General features: G+C 32.0%; 19 protein-coding genes and 1 pseudogene. 10 read left to right on the forward strand and 10 right to left on the reverse strand.

The genetic code is table 11. The annotated features are described in order from the left end of the window. The first annotated feature begins 647 nt into the window (after positions 1-647). From GJJ64_RS02780 to GJJ64_RS02790, 3 genes and pseudogenes are all read left to right on the forward strand, one after another. A pseudogene (locus GJJ64_RS02780) lies at positions 648-1844 on the forward strand (serine hydrolase domain-containing protein). A gap of 914 nt (positions 1845-2758) precedes the next feature. Further along, the gene (locus GJJ64_RS02785; protein ID WP_154286232.1) at positions 2759-3412 is read left to right on the forward strand and encodes a hypothetical protein; all 654 of its coding nucleotides are present in this window, start codon (positions 2759-2761) and stop codon (positions 3410-3412) included. A 360-nt stretch (positions 3413-3772) separates the two neighbouring features. Then, positions 3773-4057 carry a hypothetical protein gene (locus GJJ64_RS02790; RefSeq protein WP_154286233.1) on the forward strand — a complete coding sequence of 95 codons (285 nt, stop codon included), beginning with the start codon at positions 3773-3775 and terminating at the stop codon, positions 4055-4057. A 121-nt stretch (positions 4058-4178) separates the two neighbouring features. On the opposite strand, the gene GJJ64_RS02795 is transcribed toward GJJ64_RS02790, so the two are convergent. Together GJJ64_RS02795 and GJJ64_RS02800 are read right to left on the reverse strand one after the other, a co-directional pair. Beyond that, positions 4179-5162: an aldo/keto reductase gene (locus tag GJJ64_RS02795; RefSeq protein WP_154286234.1), complete on the reverse strand. Its 984-nt coding sequence runs from the start codon at positions 5160-5162 to the stop codon at positions 4179-4181. Between the two features lie 34 nt (positions 5163-5196). After that, positions 5197-7902, reverse strand: a complete 2706-nt coding sequence (locus tag GJJ64_RS02800) for a carboxypeptidase regulatory-like domain-containing protein (RefSeq protein WP_229655434.1) — start codon at positions 7900-7902, stop codon at positions 5197-5199. A 176-nt stretch (positions 7903-8078) separates the two neighbouring features. Here GJJ64_RS02800 and GJJ64_RS02805 point away from each other — a divergent pair, with 176 nt between their 5' ends. From GJJ64_RS02805 to GJJ64_RS02825, 5 genes are all read left to right on the forward strand, one after another. Continuing rightward, positions 8079-8513: a DUF2147 domain-containing protein gene (locus GJJ64_RS02805; protein ID WP_317162894.1), complete on the forward strand. Its 435-nt coding sequence runs from the start codon at positions 8079-8081 to the stop codon at positions 8511-8513. A 317-nt stretch (positions 8514-8830) separates the two neighbouring features. Next, on the forward strand, positions 8831-9196 hold the full coding sequence (locus GJJ64_RS02810; RefSeq protein ID WP_154286235.1) for a response regulator transcription factor: 366 nt from the start codon (positions 8831-8833) through the stop codon (positions 9194-9196). Between the two features lie 2 nt (positions 9197-9198). Beyond that, positions 9199-10341 carry a HEAT repeat domain-containing protein gene (locus tag GJJ64_RS02815; RefSeq protein ID WP_154286236.1) on the forward strand — a complete coding sequence of 381 codons (1143 nt, stop codon included), beginning with the start codon at positions 9199-9201 and terminating at the stop codon, positions 10339-10341. A 117-nt stretch (positions 10342-10458) separates the two neighbouring features. Next, positions 10459-11829, forward strand: coding sequence for a glycosyltransferase family 2 protein (locus GJJ64_RS02820; protein WP_229655435.1), 1371 nt, complete (start codon positions 10459-10461; stop codon positions 11827-11829). A 9-nt stretch (positions 11830-11838) separates the two neighbouring features. After that, the gene (locus GJJ64_RS02825) at positions 11839-13908 is read left to right on the forward strand and encodes an LTA synthase family protein (protein WP_154286237.1); all 2070 of its coding nucleotides are present in this window, start codon (positions 11839-11841) and stop codon (positions 13906-13908) included. A gap of 199 nt (positions 13909-14107) precedes the next feature. On the opposite strand, the gene GJJ64_RS02830 is transcribed toward GJJ64_RS02825, so the two are convergent. From GJJ64_RS02830 to GJJ64_RS02855, 6 genes are read right to left on the reverse strand one after another with little or no spacing between them, the layout of a single operon-like run. Next, the gene (locus tag GJJ64_RS02830) at positions 14108-15364 is read right to left on the reverse strand and encodes a hypothetical protein (protein ID WP_154286238.1); all 1257 of its coding nucleotides are present in this window, start codon (positions 15362-15364) and stop codon (positions 14108-14110) included. 19 nt (positions 15365-15383) lie between these two features. Next, entirely contained in the window at positions 15384-16292 is a 909-nt protein-coding gene (locus GJJ64_RS02835) for a class I SAM-dependent methyltransferase (protein ID WP_154286239.1), read from the reverse strand. A gap of 18 nt (positions 16293-16310) precedes the next feature. Further along, positions 16311-17327: a hypothetical protein gene (locus GJJ64_RS02840; RefSeq protein ID WP_154286240.1), complete on the reverse strand. Its 1017-nt coding sequence runs from the start codon at positions 17325-17327 to the stop codon at positions 16311-16313. 3 nt (positions 17328-17330) lie between these two features. Continuing rightward, positions 17331-18755, reverse strand: a complete 1425-nt coding sequence (locus GJJ64_RS02845) for an MBOAT family O-acyltransferase (protein WP_154286241.1) — start codon at positions 18753-18755, stop codon at positions 17331-17333. Beyond that, a complete protein-coding gene (locus GJJ64_RS02850; RefSeq protein WP_154286242.1) occupies positions 18755-19003 on the reverse strand; it encodes an acyl carrier protein in 249 nt (82 codons plus the stop codon). Before GJJ64_RS02850 ends, GJJ64_RS02845 begins: the two co-directional genes overlap by 1 nt. A gap of 3 nt (positions 19004-19006) precedes the next feature. After that, positions 19007-20737 (reverse strand): HAD-IIIC family phosphatase, encoded by a 1731-nt coding sequence (locus tag GJJ64_RS02855; RefSeq protein WP_154286243.1) that lies wholly within the window; start codon positions 20735-20737, stop codon positions 19007-19009. Between the two features lie 96 nt (positions 20738-20833). Here GJJ64_RS02855 and GJJ64_RS02860 point away from each other — a divergent pair, with 96 nt between their 5' ends. Beyond that, positions 20834-21232 (forward strand): VOC family protein, encoded by a 399-nt coding sequence (locus GJJ64_RS02860; protein WP_154286244.1) that lies wholly within the window; start codon positions 20834-20836, stop codon positions 21230-21232. Here GJJ64_RS02860 and GJJ64_RS02865 read toward each other — a convergent pair. Both GJJ64_RS02865 and GJJ64_RS02870 read right to left on the reverse strand, forming a co-directional pair. Next, a complete protein-coding gene (locus GJJ64_RS02865) occupies positions 21219-22400 on the reverse strand; it encodes a hypothetical protein (RefSeq protein WP_154286245.1) in 1182 nt (393 codons plus the stop codon). The two genes, GJJ64_RS02860 and GJJ64_RS02865, sit on opposite strands and share 14 nt — an antisense overlap. A 2-nt stretch (positions 22401-22402) precedes the next feature. Further along, the gene (locus GJJ64_RS02870; RefSeq protein ID WP_154286246.1) at positions 22403-24148 is read right to left on the reverse strand and encodes a YaiO family outer membrane beta-barrel protein; all 1746 of its coding nucleotides are present in this window, start codon (positions 24146-24148) and stop codon (positions 22403-22405) included. A gap of 226 nt (positions 24149-24374) precedes the next feature. Here GJJ64_RS02870 and GJJ64_RS02875 point away from each other — a divergent pair, with 226 nt between their 5' ends. After that, on the forward strand, positions 24375-24782 hold the full coding sequence (locus GJJ64_RS02875; protein WP_154286247.1) for a cytochrome c maturation protein CcmE domain-containing protein: 408 nt from the start codon (positions 24375-24377) through the stop codon (positions 24780-24782). Positions 24783-24784: the final 2 nt, after the last annotated feature.

Raw genomic sequence — 24784 nt, forward strand, 5'->3', positions numbered from 1 at the left:
TTCAGCTTTTGTTGGTTGATTTTTGATGGATTGAATGATTGAATCAGTTGTCGGTTTTGAGTTTCCTGTTTCCAGTTCCGGATCTGAGTGTTATTGATTGATTTTTGATGGATAGAATGAGTGATTCAGTTGTCAGTTGTGAGCTTCCTGTTTCTTGTTCTGAGTGATGACTTTCCTGTTTTTGAATTTTTAATTTTTCCTTTTGAATTTTTCGTTCAGTTATCAGTTGGGAGTTTCCAGTTCTGGATGATGACTTTTTTATTTTTGATTTTTGAATTTTTCCTTTTGAATTTCTAATTAATTTTTATAATAATTTAGAAATAAGAAATTATTAGTGTTTCACCCTAGGATCACCCTACTATCACCCTAGGATGGACCTACTTTCATCCTTGTCTGAAATAGCTAAAAATCACTCTAATTTTGACTTTTACTAAATATTTACTTATTTAGAGTTAAAATCTAATTTATGAAAATGCCTGTGAATTTGGATGTACGATATAAGTGATTTTAAAGCTGTTTTTATAAGATATTTTTGTAATAAGAATAAATAAAACTTCCCTAATACAGCCAGTTTTGGGTGTGTTACGGAAGTAAAACTATACATATATACTAGTTGTAGGCAATTTGGCGAAACCAACAAACACAAAATGAAAATATATTTATTAGTCATATTATTTCTCATTCAATCAATAAACGGATTTTCTCAAAAACTAACGACTGAACTAAAAACCAAAATTGATTCAATTGTAAATCCATATATAAAGCAATACTCAATTGTAGGAATGTCTATTGGAATTGTTGATGATGATAAAAGTTATACAGTTAACTACGGACAAACCGCTCAACAAAACGGATTTCCTGTGACGGATAGCACAATGTTTCATATTGCCTCAATTACCAAAGTTTTTACGGCAACTGCCATAATGCAACTTGTTGAACAAGGGAAACTTTCATTAGACGATAAACTTGTTGAAATTTTACCAGACTTTAAACTAAAAAGCAAAGACTACGATAAAATTACAATTAAACATTTACTAACTCACACTTAGGGTTTACCTTGGACAAATGAACAAACTAATCTTCCTGATGACAGTACCTCAATCCCTCTTTTTATCAAAGGTTTGCAAAAGGTTAAACTGAATTTTACACCAGGAACAAAATTTTCGGGCGACACATACAGCAATATTGGATTTGACTTGTTAGGGATTATTGTATCAAAAATATCCAAACAACCTTTTCACAAATACATTTATGAAAATGTACTTTCCAAATTGGGTATTAACCAAGCGACCTATTTTTATGAAGAAATTGACTCTTCAAAATTAGCACTTCCGCAAGTAGTAGCAGGAACTTCAAAAAGAATCGAACAATTTAATATATACAGAATTGACGATAAGAAAAATCCGATTTTAAATGGGAAACCTTTGGAGTTAAGAAACTACGAAACTTATGGAGAACCTTACATAGACAACCCAACAGGTAATTTAATTACAACGTCTTCTGAACTAAACAAATGGACAAAGTATTTAATTCAACTAAATAACGGTACCACAAGCTCCTCGGAAAATGTAATTAAACAAGAGACATTAAAAGATATGTGGACAGTTACAGAATCCATTCCAAAATATAAAATTTCATTGGGCTTAACTTGGTGGATTTTTGACAACTCTAATTTGGGAAGATACATTTGTCATTTTGGAAATAATCCGGGATTTTGCTCAATACTGTTTATCTTTCCCGAAAAGAATTTTGGAATAAATATATTGTGTAACGGAATGTTTGCACAAGATGCAGTGTTTGACAAAATACCACTTGAAATCGCAAACCTAATGATGAATAAATGAATAAAACTGCCTACAACATCGTATTGGCAATAGGCGGGCTGAACGGCTTCGTATCAACTGAAGTGCAAAATTCAACTTCTGTTCTTCGATTGAACTTTAGTGCTAAAATTCCCGCCCATCGCCAATACGTAAACCGTTACCAGTAATGCTAAAAGACAGATTTGCTAATTTCGACCGAAAACGCTTATGATTGAAAAAAGCAAAATTAAAAGTCGAATAAGAATCAGAAATCGAATAAATTTTTTTCTATTTCTCATTGGGATTTTATCATTTATTTCCGCGGTTTATTCACTCAGACAATTTAAACTTACAATTATCGACGTTAAGACGGTCTTTGTAATCCATATATTTTTTGGACTACTTTGTGGTGCACTAACCTTGGAATACAAAAGGCAAGTTCATAAACTTAATTTCAATTTTATATTTCACTTTGTTTGGGCAACAGTTGTTTACGGATTTCTTGCAACAGGAATCTTTTATTTTGCAAATGATTTTTTTGCAAACAAAACCGAAATGATCACATGGAAATTGGAAATCTTGTATAAAGGCCAGACTTCATATAAAAGCACTGTAACATATGTAACGGTTGAAATAGATAATATGGAAAAGGATATCTCTTTACCCGAGATTAATCTTGAACACTTAGAAAATGTGAATTATATATATATAAAATTTATAAAAGGAAAATTTGGGTATAAAATTATCAAAGACACAAATATTGGCGACTACCGATATGAAGAGTGATACATCACTACTGGTAACAACAGGTTTAAAAAATTGCGGGCGAAGTGCTTACACTTCCTTTACTTCTTTTTATTAAATTTAGTGCGGGCTGACAGAGTTCTTGTAAATAAAACCGCAAATTCTTAAACCTGCAAAACGTTATATGCCATTTTAACCTGACAAAATCTACTATGAAATATAATTTCTACTTTATTATATTAGTGTTTTTAATAGCTTGTAATAGCGACAAACCTAAACATGAATCGACGCAAGAAGACAGCGTAAAAACTCAAAAAAGTCTCGACGTTAAAAACAAGATTTATTTCCAAGACAAATCACTGTATTCAAAAGCTTTCGTTTCTGAACTAATTGAAAAAGGCTATACTTCTCCGATAAAAATCATAGACGACTATTTATTGGTTAAAGGCGACACTGTTTATTTCCCGACCAACCTGAAGTTAAATAAAGAGTATAAATTTTTCGCGACAGACAGCAACCAAAATCTCGAACTGAAAGTTAGGAGAATAAATTACACGACTCTAAACTTCAATTTAACTTCGAAAAATAATGACACTTTATTATTCAGCAAATCGGGTTCTGCCGACCTAAGTGTTTATTTCTTTCTTGCGTCCGAAGTTCCTAATGACGATGAAACAGGAAGTAGTTATGGAGCAAATGAATACACAGGGAGAATAGACAACTGTGAGTTAAAAATCGGGATTGGAATCGGAAAAGACGAACAAGGTAGGCTTCGAGCATATATAGACCAGAACTGTGATAACAAATCAAATATTCTAGAATTGAATGGCAACAAAACATTCCGTACAGGAAAAAACGCCTTATAACCACAGGTTTAAAAAATTGCGGGGCGAAGTGCTCTATGTGCCTTTACTTCTTTTTATTATATTTACTAAAGGCGGACAAGTTTCTGCAAGTAAAACCGCAAATTCTTAAACCTGCCAAACGTTGTGCGTAAGTTAACCGACGACCAAACTATTATGAAGGTTTTGACAATACCACTTTTACTGACACTTTCATCTGGATTGTTTGCTCAAGACAAAGTTGTTGGACGGTATCGTAATTATTTTGGAAGTCGCATTCAGCTAAATACTGATAAAACTTTTAGATACACCTGGAACTTTGACCTGTCTGGAAGTTGGACCAAAGGCACATGGACATTGAAGGGAGACACTCTCTACCTTCACATGATACCGACATATGACACAATTCAAAACAAAAGCAGTAATGGAAAAATCTTTGATACTCTAATTTTATCATCAGACGAAATTCCAGAGCGTATTGCTCCAGAACAGAGCGTAGCAACTGTATTATCTTCAGGTGGACAAAACAGAATGGCTCATCCAGAAAAATTGGTTTATAAAAAGGGTAGGTTATACAATGTCGTAAACGGTAAACTGGTAACCAAAAAGCAGAAAGGCATTTTGAGTAACAAAAAGTGGAACCCTTGGTATTTTAGGAGTGATGATTAAAACAACCTGTGTAAGCTCCCCAAAAACTAGTACCGTTTAAAACTATAACAATTCACTTTTAAACCAAAAAAGCCAAATCACTTCTAAAATGATTTGGCTTTGTATATACTAACAAAAACATTTACCAAAGCTGGTGAACATCTGCTTTGATATAGGTATCATAAATGTGTTTAATCGTATCTTTTTGTTGTTGTGTTAAAGCTGGTGCGTCTTCTACTTTTAAGTTGTTTAATATTTGTTGCGGGCTAGAGGCGCCTGGTATCACACAGCTAATCTCTTCAAACTCTAATATCCATTTTAAAGCTAAAAGAGGTAAATCATAATCAGGGAAATGCTTTTTAAGTTCTTCTACAGCATCTAAACCTTTGTTATAATCTATACCAGAGAAAGTTTCGCCCTTATCAAAAGCTTCGCCATTTCTGTTGAAAGTTCTATGGTCGTCTTTACCAAAAGTGGTTTCTTTAGTGAATTTTCCGGTTAATAAACCACTTGCTAGAGGTACACGAGCAATAAGACCGATGTTTTTCTTTTTGGCTTGCTCAAACAAAAGCTCTGTTGGGCGTTGTCTAAAAATATTAAAAATCAGTTGCAGGCTGCAAACATTGTCAAATTCTATAGCTTTTAATCCTTCCTCAATTTTTTCTACACTAACACCAAGATTTAAGATTTTACCTTCGTCTTTAAGCCTGTCAAACAATTCAAAAATTTCTGGGCGGTACAAAACCTCAGTAGGAGGGCAGTGTAACTGAATAAGATCTATTTTTTCTAGATTCATATTCTTTAAGCTGCTTTCTACAAAGTTCCTTAAAGCTTTTACCGTATAAGATTGGTTAATATGTGGGTTAAGTTGGCGGCCACACTTAGTAGCCACGTAAATTTCTTCTTTTCTGGCTTTTACAATTCTGCCAACGGCTTTTTCACTTTCGCCATCCCCGTAAACATCGGCAGTATCAATAAAGTTAATACCAGCATCTATGGCTGCATTTAAGATTTTATCGGCATTGCTGTGGTCAAATGCATCTCCCCATCTGCCACCTACTTGCCAGGTTCCTAAGCTAATTTCGGAGATTTTTAAGTTTGTTTTTCCTAAAATTCTGTAGTTCATGTATAATTAAAATTGGTTTATCTTTTTGCTGGTTTTACTTTACTTGATAACGATAAATAGAGCGTCCAAAGTTGCCATTTTTATCCATACCTTCAATAACAATTTTACGCGGACCTTTATCATCGCTATTAAAAAACTCGAAGCTAGCTTTTCCGTCTTTATCGGTGTTTATAAAAGGATTCCAGTAAATAGTAGAACGTATATCTTGTGCTTGTAGGCTAGTTCTTGGACCGGTATATTTTGGTTGATAGAATTGTCTTTCTACCGCATAACCTTTAGGTTTAATGGTGATAACGTTAGTTGGGGCAAACAATTCTTTAATCTGAGCCTGTGTAGCAGGTACTTTTTTAATCTCTTTCATGATGATAACTAAAATACCACTGGTATTGGTTCTTCTATTGATACCTGATAAACCATCATTATTAAAAACTTGAACAGATTCTATTCCTTTGGCATCCAAACTATTGAGGTAAGCAATGTCTACAGGCATATCGTTTACGTAAATTTCTACAGGTATTCTTATCCCTTGGTTATAAGTTCTGGTAATGTATAAGTTATTATCTACGAAAGTAAGCCCAGATGTGGCTAAGCAATTCACCAATAAGCCACAACCAGTAAGCTGGTCGCCGGTTGTAGTTCTATCAGCCATCATATTTAAACCTGATAGTGCAGCAAAGTCTAAATGACTTTTTTTAGTTGTTGCGGTAGATTTTACCACAACTTCCCTCAGCATCAGCGAGTTATTATTAATCATTTTACTGTTTCTGAGGTAAGTATTTAATGTACTATCTATATTTAAAACATCATCAGCAGCGTTTACATTGGCATAAACTGCAGGGAAAGCTTCGCCATCTACTTGAATTCTTAAATCTTTAGAATTGAGGTTATTGCGGGCATTTACTATTACCTCGGCAGAATCTTTAAAAACCATATTACTGAACTTGAATTTACCTTCAGCATCTGTCATGGTAGTGGTAGAATAGTATTTCTCTGGAATTTGTAAAAGTAATCGGCCTTTATCTAAAGGCATACCATTACTTTTTCTGATAGTTCCGGTGATATCAATACCTTGCTCTGGTAAAAAAGTAAGATTTGGCGCTTTATCAGCGATGATATCTTTATAATTAAACCTTCTATAGCCCTGGGTAAGCATTAATAAATCTAGATGAGCAAGTTTTTGAGCATCCATTTTATTGAAATAATAATTAGGTTTTTCTATATACCCCTCTAGGTTAGAGCTTAGTAGTAAATTGCTGTAAATGGTGGTTTCGGTATCTTCATCTACCGGAACTTTAGTTTCATCTATCACGGCAACAGAAAAACTTCCTTCGGCAATTTCTGTTCCGCCACTATTGGCAATGTTTACTTTAACTTTTTGTCTGCTATTATAAGCTTGTAAATCTGTATTTACATTGATTTTTAAATCATCATTACGTTTTAAAAAGATAATACGCTCGCTTAAAGGCTCTCCGGTTGAAGAAATCAAGGTAACTTGTAAAATACCTGTTGGAAATTTGTCTTTAGCTATTTGGCCAGTAAAAACGGTGCTTTTTAAATTACTTTGAGCAGCATAATAAACCACACCAGCACTTTTTGCAATGATATAAAAAGTTTTATTCAAGTTTTTATCTACATATTTCTGGTTGGCATAAATTTTTAAAACTAGATTTTCATCGATGGTTTTAAGTGAAATGCGCATACCTTCTGCTTTAACTTCTGGTAATGATATGGTTTTCTGGTTGCCATCGGCAAAAGTAACTTTTGCCTGATATTTTTTATTTAACTCTGGAACAAAAGAGAATACACCCATACCTAAGTGCTGTGAGGCAAATTGAGCTATCTCTTTACCGCTTTCATCCACAATAACACCTTTAGAATTAATACCTAAGCCGTCTGATTTTATGGCCTTAAAAGCCACTTGTGTAGGTATGCCATCAATTAAGTCGCCTCCCTCAGGAAAAAACTGAATATCATGTTCTAATAAAGCTGTTTTTAGCGGAAAAGAGGCTTTGTAATTGGTAGTACTATTAATTTCTACAGTGGTGAAAAGTTCTCCGCGGTTAATGCCAACCTTGGGCGAAGTACTTATCTCTATATTCACGAATCCTTTATCGTCAGTAGTTTCTCTGCCTTTGGCAACACGTTCAAAATCTGCCATAACTTCCCAGCTTACCTTTTTATTAATAATGGGCATACCACGGTCATCTTTAAACTGAATTCTAGAGTTTATTTTAATGGCTTTATCTGTAAAAGTGCCTTTATAAGCAATATTGGTATTTAGATTTTTATTGATGGCATCGCCAATAACTATATTTTTACTGAATAAATAAGCCTGATTTTGGTTTAACATCCATTTGGTATAGGCTCTAATGCGGTAGTTACCTTGCTTGTAATTAAGGTAATTTAAAATTAAGCTACCCTGGGTTACGCTATTTTTAACAGGTAGCTTTAAACTTTCTACCAAAGAGTCTTTGCTATTGATAAGCTCAACATGTAAAACTTTACTGAGCGGCGATGGTACATGCTGTTCTAAAGTAACATAGGCTTTAAACCAAATGGTATCACCAACCGCATAATAAGGCTTGTCAAAATGTAAGTGTACTTTCTCTGCCGGATAGGTTTGATAATGTTTAGCAGTTTTTTCTAAAATATCTTTTAAAGGTATTTCTGTTTGAGCCGAAGCTGTAAGAACTTGGCAAAAAGAAAAAAAGAAAAGCAGTACGAATTTAATTTTGTTCATCAGGAAAAAATATAAGCTAAAACAAAGTTTAAATATAAAGATAGCAGCTAGTAAAACAGGATGTTTTAACATTTTTTTACAATGCTATTTTATTTCTAAACAATTTTGAAATGATTTTGTGGTTTCTCTTAGAACTAAGTTTTTTATAAATAACACCAATTTTAAACGACCATAAAATGATGAAAACGAGGTTAATATTATTTATGCTTTTGATAGCAAGTTTAAACAGTTTTGCACAAAACGCTGATGCTGTTATAGGTAAATGGCTTAATAAGGATAAGAATGCACATATCCAGATTTTTAAGAAAGGAAATGCCTATTTTGGTAAGATAGTATGGTTAAAAGAACCTTTAAATGAGGCTAAAAAGCCAAAAGTTGATGAGCAAAACCCAAACGAAAGTTTAAGAACTAGGCCAATTCTGAATTTAGAAATTTTGCAAAATTTTAAGTTTAATAATGGTATTTGGGAAGAAGGAACTATTTATGACCCAAAATCAGGGAAGACATATAGTTGTAAAATTTCTCAAGAGGGAAATGATAAACTTAATGTTAGAGGTTTTATAGGTATCTCTTTGATAGGTAGAACAGATACTTGGACCCGAGTAAAGTAGAACTCACTACATTTTAAAATACAGTTATAATGCCTCATTCCTTCGGGTTTGGGGCATTTTTTATAACATTATTTTTACAAGGGTATAGTAATTGTCTTATACAGCTTAAGTATTCACATTTCAATATGAAATATGCTATTAAAATAGTGTAGGATGCTTTTTATCATATAATTAAGAGATGTATATATTTTTTGAAATGGGTATAATTGTAGAGATTATTTCTAAGCGAGGAAATAATTACACATAAATAAAAAAATAATAAGTCTGTTTAGGATTTATTTACGTATTAAGTTTTACACATAATCATATTTGCGAAGATGGCTAAGATTTTAATTATAGAAGACGAGGAGCTCATGTTAAAGGCATTAGAGTTTAGACTAAAGAAAGATGAGCATGAGGTAGTAGTAGCTAAAGACGGTAGAGAAGCCTTGCAAAAAGTACAGTCTGATACTTATGATTTAATTATAACAGATATTATGTTGCCCTTTGTAAGCGGCTTAGAAATTATAGGCAAGGTAAAACAAACGCCTCATTTGGCTCATGTTCCTATGATTGTCTTGTCTGCTGTAGGCTTAGAAAATGTTGTTTTAGAAGCTTTTGAATTAGGTGTTGATGATTTTATTACCAAGCCTTTTAATTTAACAGAGCTTACCATAAGGGTTAAAAAGCTACTTAAAAAATAAGCATGTTAATTATTCTTTCTACAGGCCCTTATTTAGAAAATCTGTTTTTGCACAGGTTACCATTCTTTCCTGATAATATCAAGATATCCTTGTTTATTATCATGTTTTGTACCATAGCTACTGTAGAAATTTACTTATATGTTTTCTTAAAAAAAGCTAAGATGAAGCGAGACAAGTATCTAGATGCTAAGTGGAAAGAGAAAATAAGTAATATGCTAAGTAATATTATTATTTATGGCGATGAAGATGATGGTTTAGAAAAAGTTGTTAATCATTTTCTTCCACGCTTTAAAAAGTTGCCTTTAAATAACAAAAGGGTAAGAGAAATATTGATAGAAGAGATAAGGATATATCATGCTAATTTTACAGGCTTTACTGCCGATGTTTTAAAAGAACTTTTTGTAAGGTTAAAGCTTTATAAATACACCTTAAAAAAACTAAAAAGCCGACTTTGGGAAGTACAAGTAGAAGGTGTTAGAGAGGTAGCTCAATTTTGGCTTTATCAATATGATAGTTTGGTTTTTGCTTTAACAGATCACGAACATGAAATTGTGCGTATGGAAGCTCAAACAGCATATGTTCGGTTAAATAAGGAGCATCCTTTTAGATTTCTAGACCATATGCGAGGAAGAATCCTACCTTGGCATCAACTTATTCTTTTTGAAATTATCACCAAGGCTCAGCATGTTAAAATACCATCTTTCTCTAAATGGCTAAATTCTGATAATGATTCTATCATTATTTTTTGTTTGAAACTGATTAGCCATTACCAGCAGTTAGATGCCATAGGCGAGTTAATTAGGCTCTTGAAGCATCCTAATGAAGAGATTAGAAGAATGTCTGTATGGGTAATAGGGAAATTAGAGGCCGAGTTTGTAGAAGAAGAGCTATTGCATATTTATCATCAGGAAACTTTAAAAGTAAAAGTAGAAATTCTTACCACTATTGGTAGAATATCATCAGGAAACTATTTTGATTTTCTAAAAGGATGCTTAGATTCAGATCTCTTCGAAGTGAGAATGGCTGCCATGAAAGCTATACTTGGTCATGGTAAGAAAGGTAAAATTATGTTAGAAGAATTGCTAGATAGAGTTTCTATTCCTAATCAAGGGATTATAAGCCATGTTTTAGATACTAGGATATAATATTAGATGGACGCAGGTTTTTATTTTTTTGAGCAAATCTTTAACAGTGCGATATTTTATTTCGCTCTGGTAGTGATGTGCTCTTACATTATCCTTTGCTTTTTTTCTGCATTGGAAATGAAAGCCTACATGCGTAAAAATAGTTTTATAGATTATCGCGAAATTCTTGTTTCTCCTTATGCGCCTTCTGTTTCTATTCTGGCTCCTGCTTATAATGAAGAAGCAACTATTGTTGATAATGTAAAATCTATCATGTCTTTACATTATGGCAATTTTGAAATTATCATTATCAACGATGGCAGTAAAGACAGCTCTCTGCAAAAGCTTATAGATGCCTACCAATTAGAAAAGGTTAATTTTTGTGTAAATGAGCAATTGCATCATAAACCTATACGAGGTATTTATAAATCTAGAAATTCGTCTTATTCTAGATTAATAGTTATTGATAAAGAAAATGGAGGTAAATCTGATGCTTTAAATGCAGGTATAAATGTATCGTCTAAAGACTTATTACTATGCATTGATGTTGATTGTATTGTAGAGCAAGATGCTTTATTGAAATTGGTAAAGCCTTATCTGGAAGAAAAGAAAAGGGTTATTGCTACAGGTGGTGTAGTACGTATAGCCAATTCTTGCGAGGTAGAAGATGGGCGCTTGGTTAAAGTTCATATGCCAAAGAATATCATCTCCAGATTTCAAGTGCTAGAATATATAAGGGCTTTTTTAATGGGAAGGATGGCATGGAGCCGCCTAAATGGCTTACTTATTATTTCCGGAGCTATGGGCTTATTTGATAAGGAGATTGTTATCAAATGCGGAGGTTATAGCCATGAAACCGTAGGAGAGGATATGGAACTGGTGGTGCGGATGCGCAGGTATATGCATGATCATAATTTAAAATATCAGGTTGTTTATATTCCAGATCCTTTATGTTGGACAGAGAGTCCTATAGATTTTAAGGTTCTAGGCCGACAAAGAAACAGATGGACAAGAGGTACGATAGAAACTTTATGGACACATCGAGACCTGTTCTTTAACCCTAAGTATAGCATATTAGGTTTATTAAGTTATCCTTATTGGTTATTTTTTGAGTGGTTAGCACCAATATTAGAAGGTATAGGTCTTATCTCTTTTATACTATTGGCTTCGTTAGGTAAAATAAATTGGGAGTTTTCTGGTATATTGTTTTTTATGGTATATGCTTTCTCTATTTTATTATCTACCATAGCCGTACTTTTTGAAGAGCGTTCCTATCACCAATATACCTCAGGTAAAGATGTTTTAAAGTTATTGTTGCTAGCTTTTATTGAACCTATAGTTTACCATCCTTTAACCATTTATTGGTCTATAAGAGGTAATATAGATAAATTTACAGGCAAAAAAACCTGGGGTACCATGACCAGGGCTGGCTTTGCTGGTAATCAGAAAAAGACAGAAGTTACGGCCGTTTCGCAAGCTGTAGATATAAAAGAACAACAAAATGTTTAACCCAATTGAATGATGATTAAAGACCCATATAATTTTGATGAAGAAAACTTATTAGTTAAAAAAACAAAGCGAGCTATACTGCAATTTGCTCATGTTTCCTTAGCTTTCTTCATCCTTATTTTGTTGTTGCGGTTGGTAGAAGTTGGGGTAATGGTTAAGAGTTACCAGAGTCCGGAAAATTGGTTCCAGGTTTCTATATATGCTTTCTTACTAGATTTTTTGTTATTTCTTAAAATAAGTTTTTTCTTATTCATCATTTATTTGGTTGCGGTACAAATGGTAGTTGGCGATAGACGCACCCAAACTTATATTTACGCTGGTGTAACCAGTTTTACTGTTGTTGTAGCCTTACTTTTAACTAAATATTTCTATACTACTTTATTGCCTCTTGGCGATGATATTTACGGGTATTCTTTTTCAGAGATTAGCCAAACAGCCTTAGCAGGTGCTTCTGTTGATGTATTTTCTATCCTGTTTTTTTTAACCTTATTAGGCTTATTATGGATTTTAGTTATTTACTTCAGTAAATTGGTCTTTATCCCGTTTAAAGCGGCTGTGGGTTTTATTTTAGCGTCTTTTTTAGCTATTTTATCTGGTATAAGCTTTTTGCCAGAGTCTAAAAGATTCAAATCAGAATTTGATTATAATTTAGCGGTTAATAAAACCGGATTTTTCTTTCAAAAGTCTTATGATTATTTTACTAGAAATGAGCCAGAAGTTGATATATATGCAGAAAATTATATTGAGGATGCGGTACAAGGCAGCAATTTAGAAGGTATTAATTCTTTCAAATATGTAGATGCTAAATATCCATTCTTAAGAGAAAATGATGCAAAAGATGTCTTAGGCAATTTCTTCGATAAGTTTGATGGACCTCCAAATATCATTTATATACAAGTAGAAGGTTTAGGTAGGGCTTTTAGTGGAGAGGGTGCTTATTTAGGTAGTTTCACACCTTTTCTAGACAGTTTGGCGCAGAAAAGTTTATATTTCGAGAATTTCTTAGCTGCCCAAGGTAGAACTTTTGCATCCTTACCATCTGTTTTGGGCTCTTTACCTTTCGCAGAGCATGGCTTTGCCGATTTAGGTAATAAAATGCCTCATCATTTAAATTTAATTAACATTTTAAAAGCCAATAATTACCATACACGCTTTTTATCTGGTTTTGATTTGGCTTTTGATAATGAAGGCCTTTATCTTCAAAAAAGTAATATAGATGAAACGGTATCTATCAGTAATTTTGGTTCTGGCTATAAGCAAATGCCTAGTAATAGCGGCGGCTTTACTTGGGGTTATGGCGATATGGATTTAATGCTGAAAAGTGCTCTTTACTTAAATAAAGTGCCATCAAAACCTGGTTTAACCATTATTCAAACTGTGAGTATGCATACGCCTTATCAAGTACTAAACCAACCGCAGTATGTAGAAAAGTTTGAAAAACAATTAAATGCTTTGAGGCTTTCTGATGATAAAAAAGAAGATTATAGAAAGTATAAAAGCATCTATTCCACTATATTATATAGCGATGATGCTGTAAGGGCTTTTATCAATAATTATTCAAAAAATCCGGCTTACAACAACACCATTTTTATTATTTCAGGAGATCATCGTTTACCTGAGATTCCTATAGCGACTAAAATAGACCGTTACCATGTGCCTTTATTGATATACTCACCAAAATTAAAGCGTACAGCTCGTATAAAATCTATATCTAGTCATTTAGATATTACACCATCTATTTTAGCTTTTTTAAATGTCAATTATAATTTAAAAGTTCCAAAGCTGGTAAATTTTATAGGTTCTGGTTTAGATACAGTAAGGTCGTTTAGAAGTGTGCATAAATATCCACTCATGCAAACTAAAAATGAACTTAATGATTTTGTTTATGGTAAATTTTTCCTCAACCAAAATACCTTATATGCAATAGATGATAGAATGGGATTGGAGCCAGTGGAAAATGAACAAAAGAAAATACAGCTTTTAAACGAATTAAAACAATATAAAACCATTAATAACAACGTTTCTAAAGGTAATAAGTTGTTGCCAGACTCTTTATACTTGAAGTTTAGTAAATTCTAATTTAGAATTAGATTGTAATGTTAGTTGTAATTTAAGTTTTGATCTTTTGAAAACTAGTTATATACTGGATATACATTTAATCTTACATATTTAAAGTCAGATTATTTATCATGATAAATAATCTGGCTTTAACTTACTAATAACTATCCTTTAATATCTATTATTTAAGTTCAATATTAGGTGTCATATTATTAAAATTCTATCCTGGATAAAAAGTAAGAGTTACATTTCCTTGTAGATTATGTAGTTGCGAAGGAGACGGTATTAATAAACCATTTCTTGTCGCCCCTGCATTTATAGTGTAAGCTTTTACAAAATTTCCTTTTATATAAACCTCCATTACGTATCTCGTAGTTCCTAGATTTGTAACATCTACTTCCATTCTCCACATAGGTAATTGCTTTAGATTTTTTAAGGTATTTAAATTAGCTGAAAAAGTTTGTGAATCAATTAAGGTATTTGTTGAGTCATAAACTCTAACTTGTCCACTTAGTGGTTTTGATGGAGCGTTATTTACCTTAAAACTTATTAAATGAGGTAAGGGTCTTATTAATCTCGATTCTTTTAAAGCGAAGAGTTGATATCCATAAACTTTATCATCACTTCTAACAAAATCATCCCAAAGACGGCCGGAAATATTAGAAAATGCAGTTTTAAAAGAGTTGTTTGTATAGAATATTGGAGCCTGACTAGGATAGAAAATGATTGTTTGCGGGTAAGGTTTACTCGCTCTTAATGAAGCATTATAAAATTCATTAATTCTATCTTGAAGATAAACAGGATAAAAATTTATGATTGTATCTTGTATCTCATGTGAAATTAATATTTCGTCTGAATATTTTACTAAAGTATCGGATGCATCGGTATTACTAGCAGGAATATTGTTGAATCTGCCAAAATACAATTCTACAGAGACAGAAGGATTCTGTGAAATCGCCCATGATTTCATTTTTTTTAGTAGTTCTAAAGCATCGTAATAGTTAGAAACATTTTTAGAACTTTGCCACCATTCGTCCTCTATTTGTATAGATGTAAATTTAGCTGTTAAAGGCTGAGCATTGTTATAGCTCTTTATTAAATTTAGCGTATTTTCACTTGCTAAAGTAGCAGTGTGTTTGGGTATACCTTGGTTTTTTGCTTTCGTTATAAAAGCAGAAAGTTGTGTTTTTTTTGTAATTGAAGAAAGGATATTTGCCATTTGGTAATAACTAAATTTATTGATAGCATTACTATTGGCCCAGTTGATCAAGCTATCTTCTTTTACACTGTTACCTAGAATAATTAAAAATGTTGAATCTAGATATAGCCCTTGTATTCTTTGTATGTTCGTATATTGAGTAGAAGATACAAATAAGTTGTTCTTACTTTTAGTATTTATTTCGGTAGTTTCTATCGTGTTTTTTGTACATGAAAGAATTAGAAAAATAATTAGATAATAAAATATAGATTTTTTCATAAGTATAATTTTTTTAAAGCTACAATTTTTTGATTAAAAATCCACCAAACATCATAGTTATCTTAAACTCCTCTGCCATCTCTTCAGAAACATCTTCTGCATATACCTTTATTTCATTTTCTATACAGAAACCAGCCTTTTGTAAAACAGCTAATATGTCTGGGTAATTTCTAAATAGGTATAAATGATCTATAGCAGGGGCATTGGTTGGCGTAGTTAAGAATAAAGTACCAGATGGTTTAAGAAGATCTTTTACTTTTAACAGTAATTTAACTGGGTCTTCAACATGTTCTAATACCTCACCCATGGTAATAAAATCATATTTGTTTTTTGGATGAAAATCAAATACATCAGTATGAATGAAATTTACTTTTTCATTATTTACAAAATGCTTAGCCATGTTAATAGAGCTTTCACTGATATCTACCACATCAAAAGTTGTATCTTCTGAAAAAGCATTTAAAGCTTCATTTACATATAAGCCATGTCCGCCACCAATTTCTAAATAAGATTTAGCCGTAACGTAATGAGCTAAATTTTCTATATAATATTTAAGTAGTACATAATGATGTTTCCAAAGAAATTGCGAAACCAGTAAACCATGCATATAATACTGCATGATTTCTGGATTTGCATAAACTCTTTTGTTTACTTCATCAAAAGAGGTACTAGAGTATTTTCCTGTTTCCCTAAATATTAAACCTTCATGTGTATAGTCTGCCAATAATTTTAAATAACAATCAATAGCATACTTTCTGGTTTTACCATTATTTTCTAATAGCTGGTCGTATTTGTCAAGAAAAGTAGTTGCTCGTTCAAAGAAGTCATCCTTTTTTAATTCCTTAATGTTTTTTAAGGCTTTTTTGTAGTGTATAGGATTTTGCTCTTTAATATAAGCTAAAGTATAATCTATAAAGGATTCCATCATGAAACGAGTATTTGATAATTAATTAGCTTTTAACGTAGTGTAAAATTTCAGTTCTTGCTCGGTTGGTTTTACTTTGTCTTTTTTACGACTAAATCTTAGTCTTTGTGTAAAATACTCTGCAGCAATATCTTCTCCGTTAGATTGTAATAAAATTACATCTGGTTGTAAGTATTTGATTTTATCTTGCCATTGAGATAAATAATCATCTATAGAATATCCCCAGTTAGCGGCATTGCATATTTCTTTATCTGGGAAGATGGTTTGTAATTGTCCAGAAATGGTGTTTTCATTATCTACAAAAGGAGAAAAGAAACCAGAATCTCCCATCAATAAAATACGTTGTTTTGTTTTTGGATATTTTAAATCATAGTTCATTCTTAAACCTTGTTTGTTGGTAACAAGTTTATATGGTAAACCTTTACCTCCGTCAAGAATTTCATTTTTATTAGCTTCAAAATCTCCAAACGTTTCAGGTATATCGCTCTCTTGATAGTTGATGGTAGATTTTACTTGGGCATAATTTTTAACATAACTAGCCAGAGTTTCTGCCACTAGCAAAGAACCTTTTTTGTTTAAGTGTCCATCAACTGGCATAAAAGTTATTTCTTTAGGATCTTGACCAATGATTGCCGGATTTAAATCAATAAAATCTACGCCATTTTCTTTGCAAAGTTGCTCTATGAAAGCTCTGCCGACTACTTGCATAGGTATATTAGGCTCTGATGTTATCCAACAAAAAGCTAGTTTAGCTCCTGATGCTTTAACCTCATTTGATAAGGTTATAAATGCTTTTTTATACCTTTCTTTTAAGGTATCTAACATAATTTTTGCTTCTTCGCTATCTGCATAAAGCTCATCAATAGGTACAATAGGATATTTAGAAACCAATTTCTCTGCTTCGTATTCTGCTAAAAGTGCTTTGGATGCTGCCGAGCTTACAACGCTTTCGCTATCCTGGCTTTTAGTGTAGAAAAAATAGGCTAAACCACCTATAATAACTAGTGCAAATAAAATTTTAGTAATGTTATTTTTCATAATTTAAAATTGAAAGTATATAAACTGAGATTGATTATTAAGATTGTCTGATGAAAAAATGGCTACAATAATGGCTGCATAAGCTGTCCACCTAATGTAGTATGGTAAATCTTGTATGGCTAAGCCATATTCTTTGTTCCGTTGATACCATTCTACAGTAATTAGTAATAATGGCCATAAGAATATTGTAGGTTCTATATCCGGGATTTTCAAGTTAGAGAAATCTGCCAACCCGTTTAATAAACCCCAAAAATGGGTTAGGGATTCTGATCTGAAAAGCATGGATGTAAATACCCAGAATGAGAAAGTAGCTAATCTGCTAAAAGCCGCATAATAATCAGGGTGATAAGTTTTAGCCCAACGTTTTCTTATTTTTTTGGTGTTGATTTCGTAAGCAAAAGCAATCCCGTACAGTAATCCCCAAAGTACAAAAGTCCAGTTTGCACCATGCCATAATCCGCTCAAAATAAAACTTATTAAGGTGGCAAACATCAATCCCCATACGCCCCAGTCTCTTTTGCTAAAAGCTAGCGGTGTAAATATATAATCGTTCATCCATGTTGTAAAAGAGATATGCCATCTTCTCCAAAACTCTGTTGCACTTTGCGCAAAAAATGGATAGTTGAAGTTTTTAAAGAGCTCAAACCCCATCAGTTTTGCGCAACCTATAGCAATGTCTGAATAGCCAGAAAAATCACAATAAATTTGAATAGAAAATAATAAAGCACCTGTTGCAATGGTTACAGCATCTAAGTTCTCGTAATTTAGAAAGATATAGTTTACAGGTAATGCAATTGTATCTGCAACTACTATTTTTTTGAAAAAGCCCCATAGCATTTGTCTTAAACCATCTCTAAACAAAGGAGCGCTAACAGTTCTTTCTTTTAAGAATTGAGGTAATAAATGGCTAGCTCTTTCTATTGGTCCTGCTACTAACTGCGGAAAGAATGCTACGTGAGTTATAAATTCAAAATATTTATCAGAATAGCTGTATTTTTTTTGATAAACATCTACCATATAACCAATTAAATGGAATGTGAAAAAGCTGATGGCTAAGGGTAAAACTATATTTGGAGGATTGAAAGCAATATTTATATGGCTAAATGATAATAAAGTTAAGATAGACTGAACAAAGAAGACAAAATACTTAAAATAGCAAAGTATACCTATATGTACCGCTAGCCCAAAAAGTAGCAAATAATACCGTTTCTTTTCATGATTTGTTTTGCCAATTAAACGCGTTATCAAAAAACAAAAAGAAGAGCTAAAGAGTAATAAAACGCCAAACCAATAATTCCACCAACAGTAGAAAACATAGCTACTAATGAGTATAATTAAGTTTTGTAATACTAAGTTTTTTCTAAATAACCAGTATAAACCTAGTACTATGGGTAAAAAAATAAAGAAAGTAAATGTTGTAAATAACATTAAGCTGATGTTTTTTGGACAATAATGTTTGTTAAATCATCAATGTTTTTTAAGTTCTGAATTTCTGTAAGTGTAAACTTAAAAGTATATTTTTTTTCAATTGCCGCTAAAATTTGGATATGATTTAAAGAATCCCAACCATCGATATCATTAGCTGTGGTTTCTGGATTTAGCATAATTTCGCCTTCATCTATGATATCAGTAAAAATTTCATTCAAGTCTAAAATGATTTGTTGCTTTTGGTTCATGTGTTATAGATTATTAGAAATAGTGGTTGATAATTGATAATAAGTATTAATTTTTAAAATCCATTGGTTGTTAAATACATCTTCGAAACCTAAAGAAGGATAAAGGTTTTTTACAAGTTCATTTTTTGCGGTAGGGATATATTCTCCAACAAGTTCTTCATAGTTGTTTTTCGCGGCAAAATCAACTAAAGTATTCATAATAAAGTTTTCCATACCTCTTTTAAGAACTCGGCAACTCATAGCCCAATTTTCTATAAATAATTGATTTGAGTTTAATTCTTTTAAAAGGATGATAGCAATAAGACCGTGATCACCAAATTTGTCTTTTAGGCTAAAATTGATAACAAATTGCCCTTCAGTGTTTTTGTAGCTGAGAAGTTCTTCTTCAGAAAATCTTAGTGTTCTTAAATTAAATTGATTTGATCTTAGCGTAAGCTGAGATGCCCGAGGTAAATTGTATTGATTTAAAGGGTCTACCTGCGCTATCATATTTAAGTCTCTTAAATACGATTCTTCGTCTTTAAATAAAGACGCATGTTTTAACCTTGCACTCTCTGTTTGATACTTCTCTGTTCTGTTTTCGTCTAAACTAGATACTTGGGTAGTCTCAAAAAGATTTAAACTTTTTAAATAAGCTAAATATTCTGACGGGTCTTCTGGTAGCTCTGGTACTAGAATCTCAGGAATATTTTCTTTAACCATATTTCTTTCAAAAGGATTATCATCAATAAAAACCATACTATCAAATCCAATATTTAAGATTTGCTGTATTTTTTTGATGTTACTTACTTTATTATCCCAGTTGGCTATAAAAACGGCTATATCATCCATTTTTAAAATCATATCCGGATGTTTTAAAAAAGGTTCTAAGGCTATATTTTCTGTGTTTTTACTAACTACACAAAGAATAATACCTCTTTTCTTAAGTTCTTTTGCCCAATATTGTATTTCTGTGAATACTTTACCGATACCAAAATTTCCTATTTGAATTTTTTCTACTCCATCATCCCCAATAATTCCTCCCCAAAGTGTGTTGTCTAAATCAAATATGGCACACTTAGTTATGATACCTAGTTGCGCTTTTATTTGGTCTACAATAATTTTAGCAATAAGAGGTAAACTTTCAAGACTAAAAACCATATCGGCTTTGATATAATTTTTGAAATCAAAAAGATAATCTATACCATACTGTGCTTGTTTGGATAAAATATCTACAAGTTGGAACTGAGATAGTTTAGCCGCAAGTTGCATTAACCCTATATTAATTAAACGGGTTTGATAAAGCAAAGAGCCTACGTAACTACTGGTATAACTACCATAAATAGCATCATCAACTTCTAAAAAATTAAAATACAGCAGTTTTGCATTTAGGCTATGAGAAACTATAGCATGATAACTTTCTACTTCTTGAAGTTTTTCTTGAGCGAAACAAGGTTTAGTATCTGGAGGTGTTACATAAAAGTTTGATGCAAGTTTTTTGTGGTTTTCAAAAATGATTACGTAATCAGGTTCAAACTGGTGTAAATACGACTGTGGATTTTGTAATTGAAGGTGTATTTGATTATAATCTGCTTCATAAATGCTTAAATCTATACGATTTTCTAAAGCAAATCCTTTTAGGGCAATACAAAGCAACTGAGTTGCAGAGTCTCCTAAAACAGCAACTTTTAATTTGTATTTACAAGAAAACTCTTTCTTTAAGTTTTTTTTTAAAGAATTGAAATCTGAATACATAAAATGAGAGCCAATTAATTTTTTAGTTAGCTATTATAAGCATAATATTGCTGAAATTTGTTTTAAATTAAAAATATTTTCATTTTAATTTTAGCTATGAAGGACTTAAAAATGCATCATGTTGGATGCTTGGTAGATAGTATATTTAATACTTTTCAAAGTTATCAATTTTTATACCCTAATGCTCAACTATCAACTATTTATAGTATTGATAGCCAAAAGGTTAAGGTTGCGTTTTTAGATTTGGGTTCTGATGTTTTCATTGAACTTGTTGAAGTGGCTGAAGATAACTCTTCTTTAATAAAGATGATGAAAAAAGGTGTATCTTTTTATCATTTAGCGTTTATAGATTCAAATTTTGACGAAAGACTTGATTTTTTGCAGAATCAAAATTTTAGATTGATATCTATTTTTAACTCCGAAGCTTTTGAAAATAAAAGATGCGCATTTCTTTATTCACCAGAAATGCAGTTGATTGAAATTATTGAGCATTAGGTTGGAGTTTTAAGTCTTTTTCGTAGTTTGTAATAATGGTGTTGATTAATGGATAATAATATTCCCAGAAGAAACTCACCCTTTCAGAAGCAATACTTCTATCGTAAAAGAACTTTCTAAAGAAATGAATTCCTTTGAAGCTTGAAGCATTTAAAGCGATAGGGTTATCGGCAAAATCACCTGCGAAATAGAAGAATTTATAGTCATCTCGATAATGCTCTATAACAGCTGGGAATTGAGGTGGAATACCATTGTCGTCTAAAATTTTCTTACCCTTTTCGTTTACCTTTAAATCATAAAAAGAAACAATGTGATTATCTCTAGAGGTTTGCATAATATCAAACCAAAAAGGATATTTCATACTTAAGGGAATATTGTATTTTTCTCTTTCTTCTTTAGCTGTTAAAATGTAAGGAACCTCAGCATCTAAATGTTCCACATTTTCTAAGATTAAAATTTTATCATCTTCATTCACAAAAGCAATCCCAGATTTTTCGAAAGGCCATTTAAAATTATTTTGAACTAAGTAATTATTAATAAGCCATCTTGGTAATTCTTTGTTTTTATTGGTGTCTAAAGAATCAAAATACCTACCTACCCAGCCAGTCCATTTTATTTTGAACTCTTTTTCAAACTGTTCTCTTATTGGTTTTGTAGTTGGTGTACCAATACAGTTAAATTCAGTTAAAACAAGCTTATTTTGGGATTTCATTTTTTTTAGAAAAGTTAAATCAGGAATAGACATTCCACCATAAATAAGCTTAGATCTCTCGGTACTTTCTGTTAATTCTAACCATTCTTTTAAATAAATCCCATAAGTATCTGTGAAATAAGTTAAGTCACTATCATCGGCTAATTTTTGCAATTGGGTTTCATCAAATCTTTCTAATCCTTTAAGGGTATATTCTTGGTTGGGTTTAGGGAAAAATCCGAAATAGTCATTCCCTACATTGTACAGCTTTTCTGATGTTTTAGAATATTTATTATACCTTAAAAACCAAGTTAAAGACGCATGTTCTTGGCCTTTTTTGTTGAGTACTGTTTTATCTACAATAGCAATAACCAATTTGGTTTTTGGCCATAAAACCCAGGCTAAATACATCCATAAGGGTAAAAACACAACTGCAAAGAATAAAATAGAGTTAAGTTTAAATTTAGGTCTTTTCATGCTTAAAATCTGATATTGTAGCTTAAACCAAAACTAAACTGATTACCCCAAGTTTCTGTTGCATATTCTTCATTAACCCAACTTATGTCTATTCCTATGAGATGTTTTCTTTTTAAAACTCTATTATAGCTAATGGCGGCTTTGTATGATTTTAAATTTGCAAAACTATTGATAAAGAGTACTCGTACAGGGTCGTCTGGCGATACACCTGTTCCTGCAGCAAGATTCAAGAAATCATCCATATCGTCTGAGAAAAATAACCTTGCTGATGCTGTAAAAGAGTAAGACCATGCGGTTTCTCCTGGTGATACAAAAGAGCGGAGATTATAGAAATTATTTCCTAAATACTTTCCAATAGCACCGGTAAATAAAAAGGTGTTTTCAGAAAATCGTAAATATCTAAATCCTATCTCGCCCTCAAAGCTTCTAGGTAAAGAAGCAAATAAAGAATATCCCGCTCTAAAGCGAGGGAATATAGGCGATTCTGAAACGGCAAAACCTATATATTGGTAGCCTACATTTTTTAAAGTTGGATAAGCTTCTATTTCTCCCTGAAGACCTTTAGAACCAAAGCGATCTGCATAATAAAGTCTGGCGTTTACCCTTCCCAAGCTTTTAGTCCTGTAACCGTAGCTTAAGGTTATAAAGTTCCAAGGCTCATCAAAGCGTTTGTCAAAATCTACATACTCATAGCTTAAACCAATTCTATTTCTAAGATTAGTTAGTTTTAAATCGTCTAAGTAAGCTTTTGCAGCACTATCTTTTAATATTTTAGGGTTAGCTTCTAGAAAATCTATGGCATCAAAAGGTTTTAATTGAGCGTTAATGACTTTAGCTTTTCTCACATAAAACAAAGCAGTATCAGGATGATAATTTATACCTAATTCTGCCGTTTTTAAAGCTAAATCATACTTATCTACATAATAATCAGCATCATAAATACCACTTAAAGCATCAATATCATCATATTGTTTGAGCAATACTTTCTGAAATTCGTTTTTAGCGCTATCTGTTTTATCGCTAAAGGTGTAGAGTCTGCCTAGTAAAATTCTTAAATCTTTATAATCTGGACTTTGCTTAATGGCTTGTTTCATTAAAGCAATAGCTTTAGGATAATTGTTATTATCGTAGGCCTCTTTTTTAGCTAAAATCATTAAAGAATCAGAACTTAAAGTAACCGGATTATCCCACATCTTTTTTCTTTCTTGGTAAGCAAGTTCCGCATTTTGCACTACAGTTATCTCGGCTTTAAACTTCTCTTTGATAAGGTTATTAAGCTTGCTTGATTCACTAATGTCATCATTTAACAATAATGCTTTTAATTTTTTGATATAAAATGAACTAGAGTCTGGGTAAAATTGGATACCTACATCGGCAGCTTTAACAGCTTGTGGGTAAAGATTATTCCAATAAGAAACATCATAAAGACCATTGATAGCATCAATATTATTAGGTTCTTGCTTCAAAACTAAATCAAAAGCATTTTTAGCGCTATCTATTTGGTCTGAGAATGTGTAAATTCTCCCCAATAGCACTCTTATATCTGAGTAATTGGGGCTTTTTATCAACGCTTTTTTTAATAATTCTATAGCTACAGGGTAATTATTATTGGTATAAGCCTCTTTTTTTGCCAATAGTAATAAAGAATCAGAACTTAACTCTTCTTGAGCAGTGGTGATTTTAGTTGATAAAAGTATAATTAGAGAGAGTATGGAAAGATTTTTAACGACTGTGGTCAATATTTGCATTTTAAAAAAAGCTGAATTCTAGATGAAAAAGTATTCAAATGCTGTTCCATATAATTTTCTTATTTATAATGATTCTAATTATATTAACATTCTTGATATAATTATACGTAAAACTAAGGGTTTTGTATTTTTGTAGATAAAATAAATGAATATATTTTTTTAAAACCTATAGCTAAGCAAAACATTGTTAAAGTCAATAGGTTTAAAGAACAATAAAGATAAAGAGATGAAAAAGAGTTCAATTATTGGGATGGTTATCATTGCAATTGCAATTGGTGTTATCATGAGTACTTATGCAGATAGCAGTACTTATGGTTCATTTGGCGATGCACAAGAAACTCAAAAAGAATTGCATGTTGTTGGTACTTTAGTTAAAGAAAAAGAAATGGTTTACAACCCTGAAAAGGATGCAAATTACTTTTCTTTTTACATGCTAGATAATCAAGGAAAAGAGTGTAAAGTGGTTTTTAGTGGTGCAAAACCTCAAGACTTTGAACGTTCTGAGCAAATTGTTTTAACCGGACAGATGGTTGGTTCAAGTTTTCATGCCAATAAAATTCTGATGAAATGCCCTTCTAAATACACAGAAGATCAAGTAGAGGTTGTTGAAGTTAGTGCTCAAGCTAAAATTTAAAT

Source organism: Pedobacter puniceum (genome assembly GCF_009674685.1).
GTDB classification, from domain to species: domain Bacteria; phylum Bacteroidota; class Bacteroidia; order Sphingobacteriales; family Sphingobacteriaceae; genus Pseudopedobacter; species Pseudopedobacter puniceum.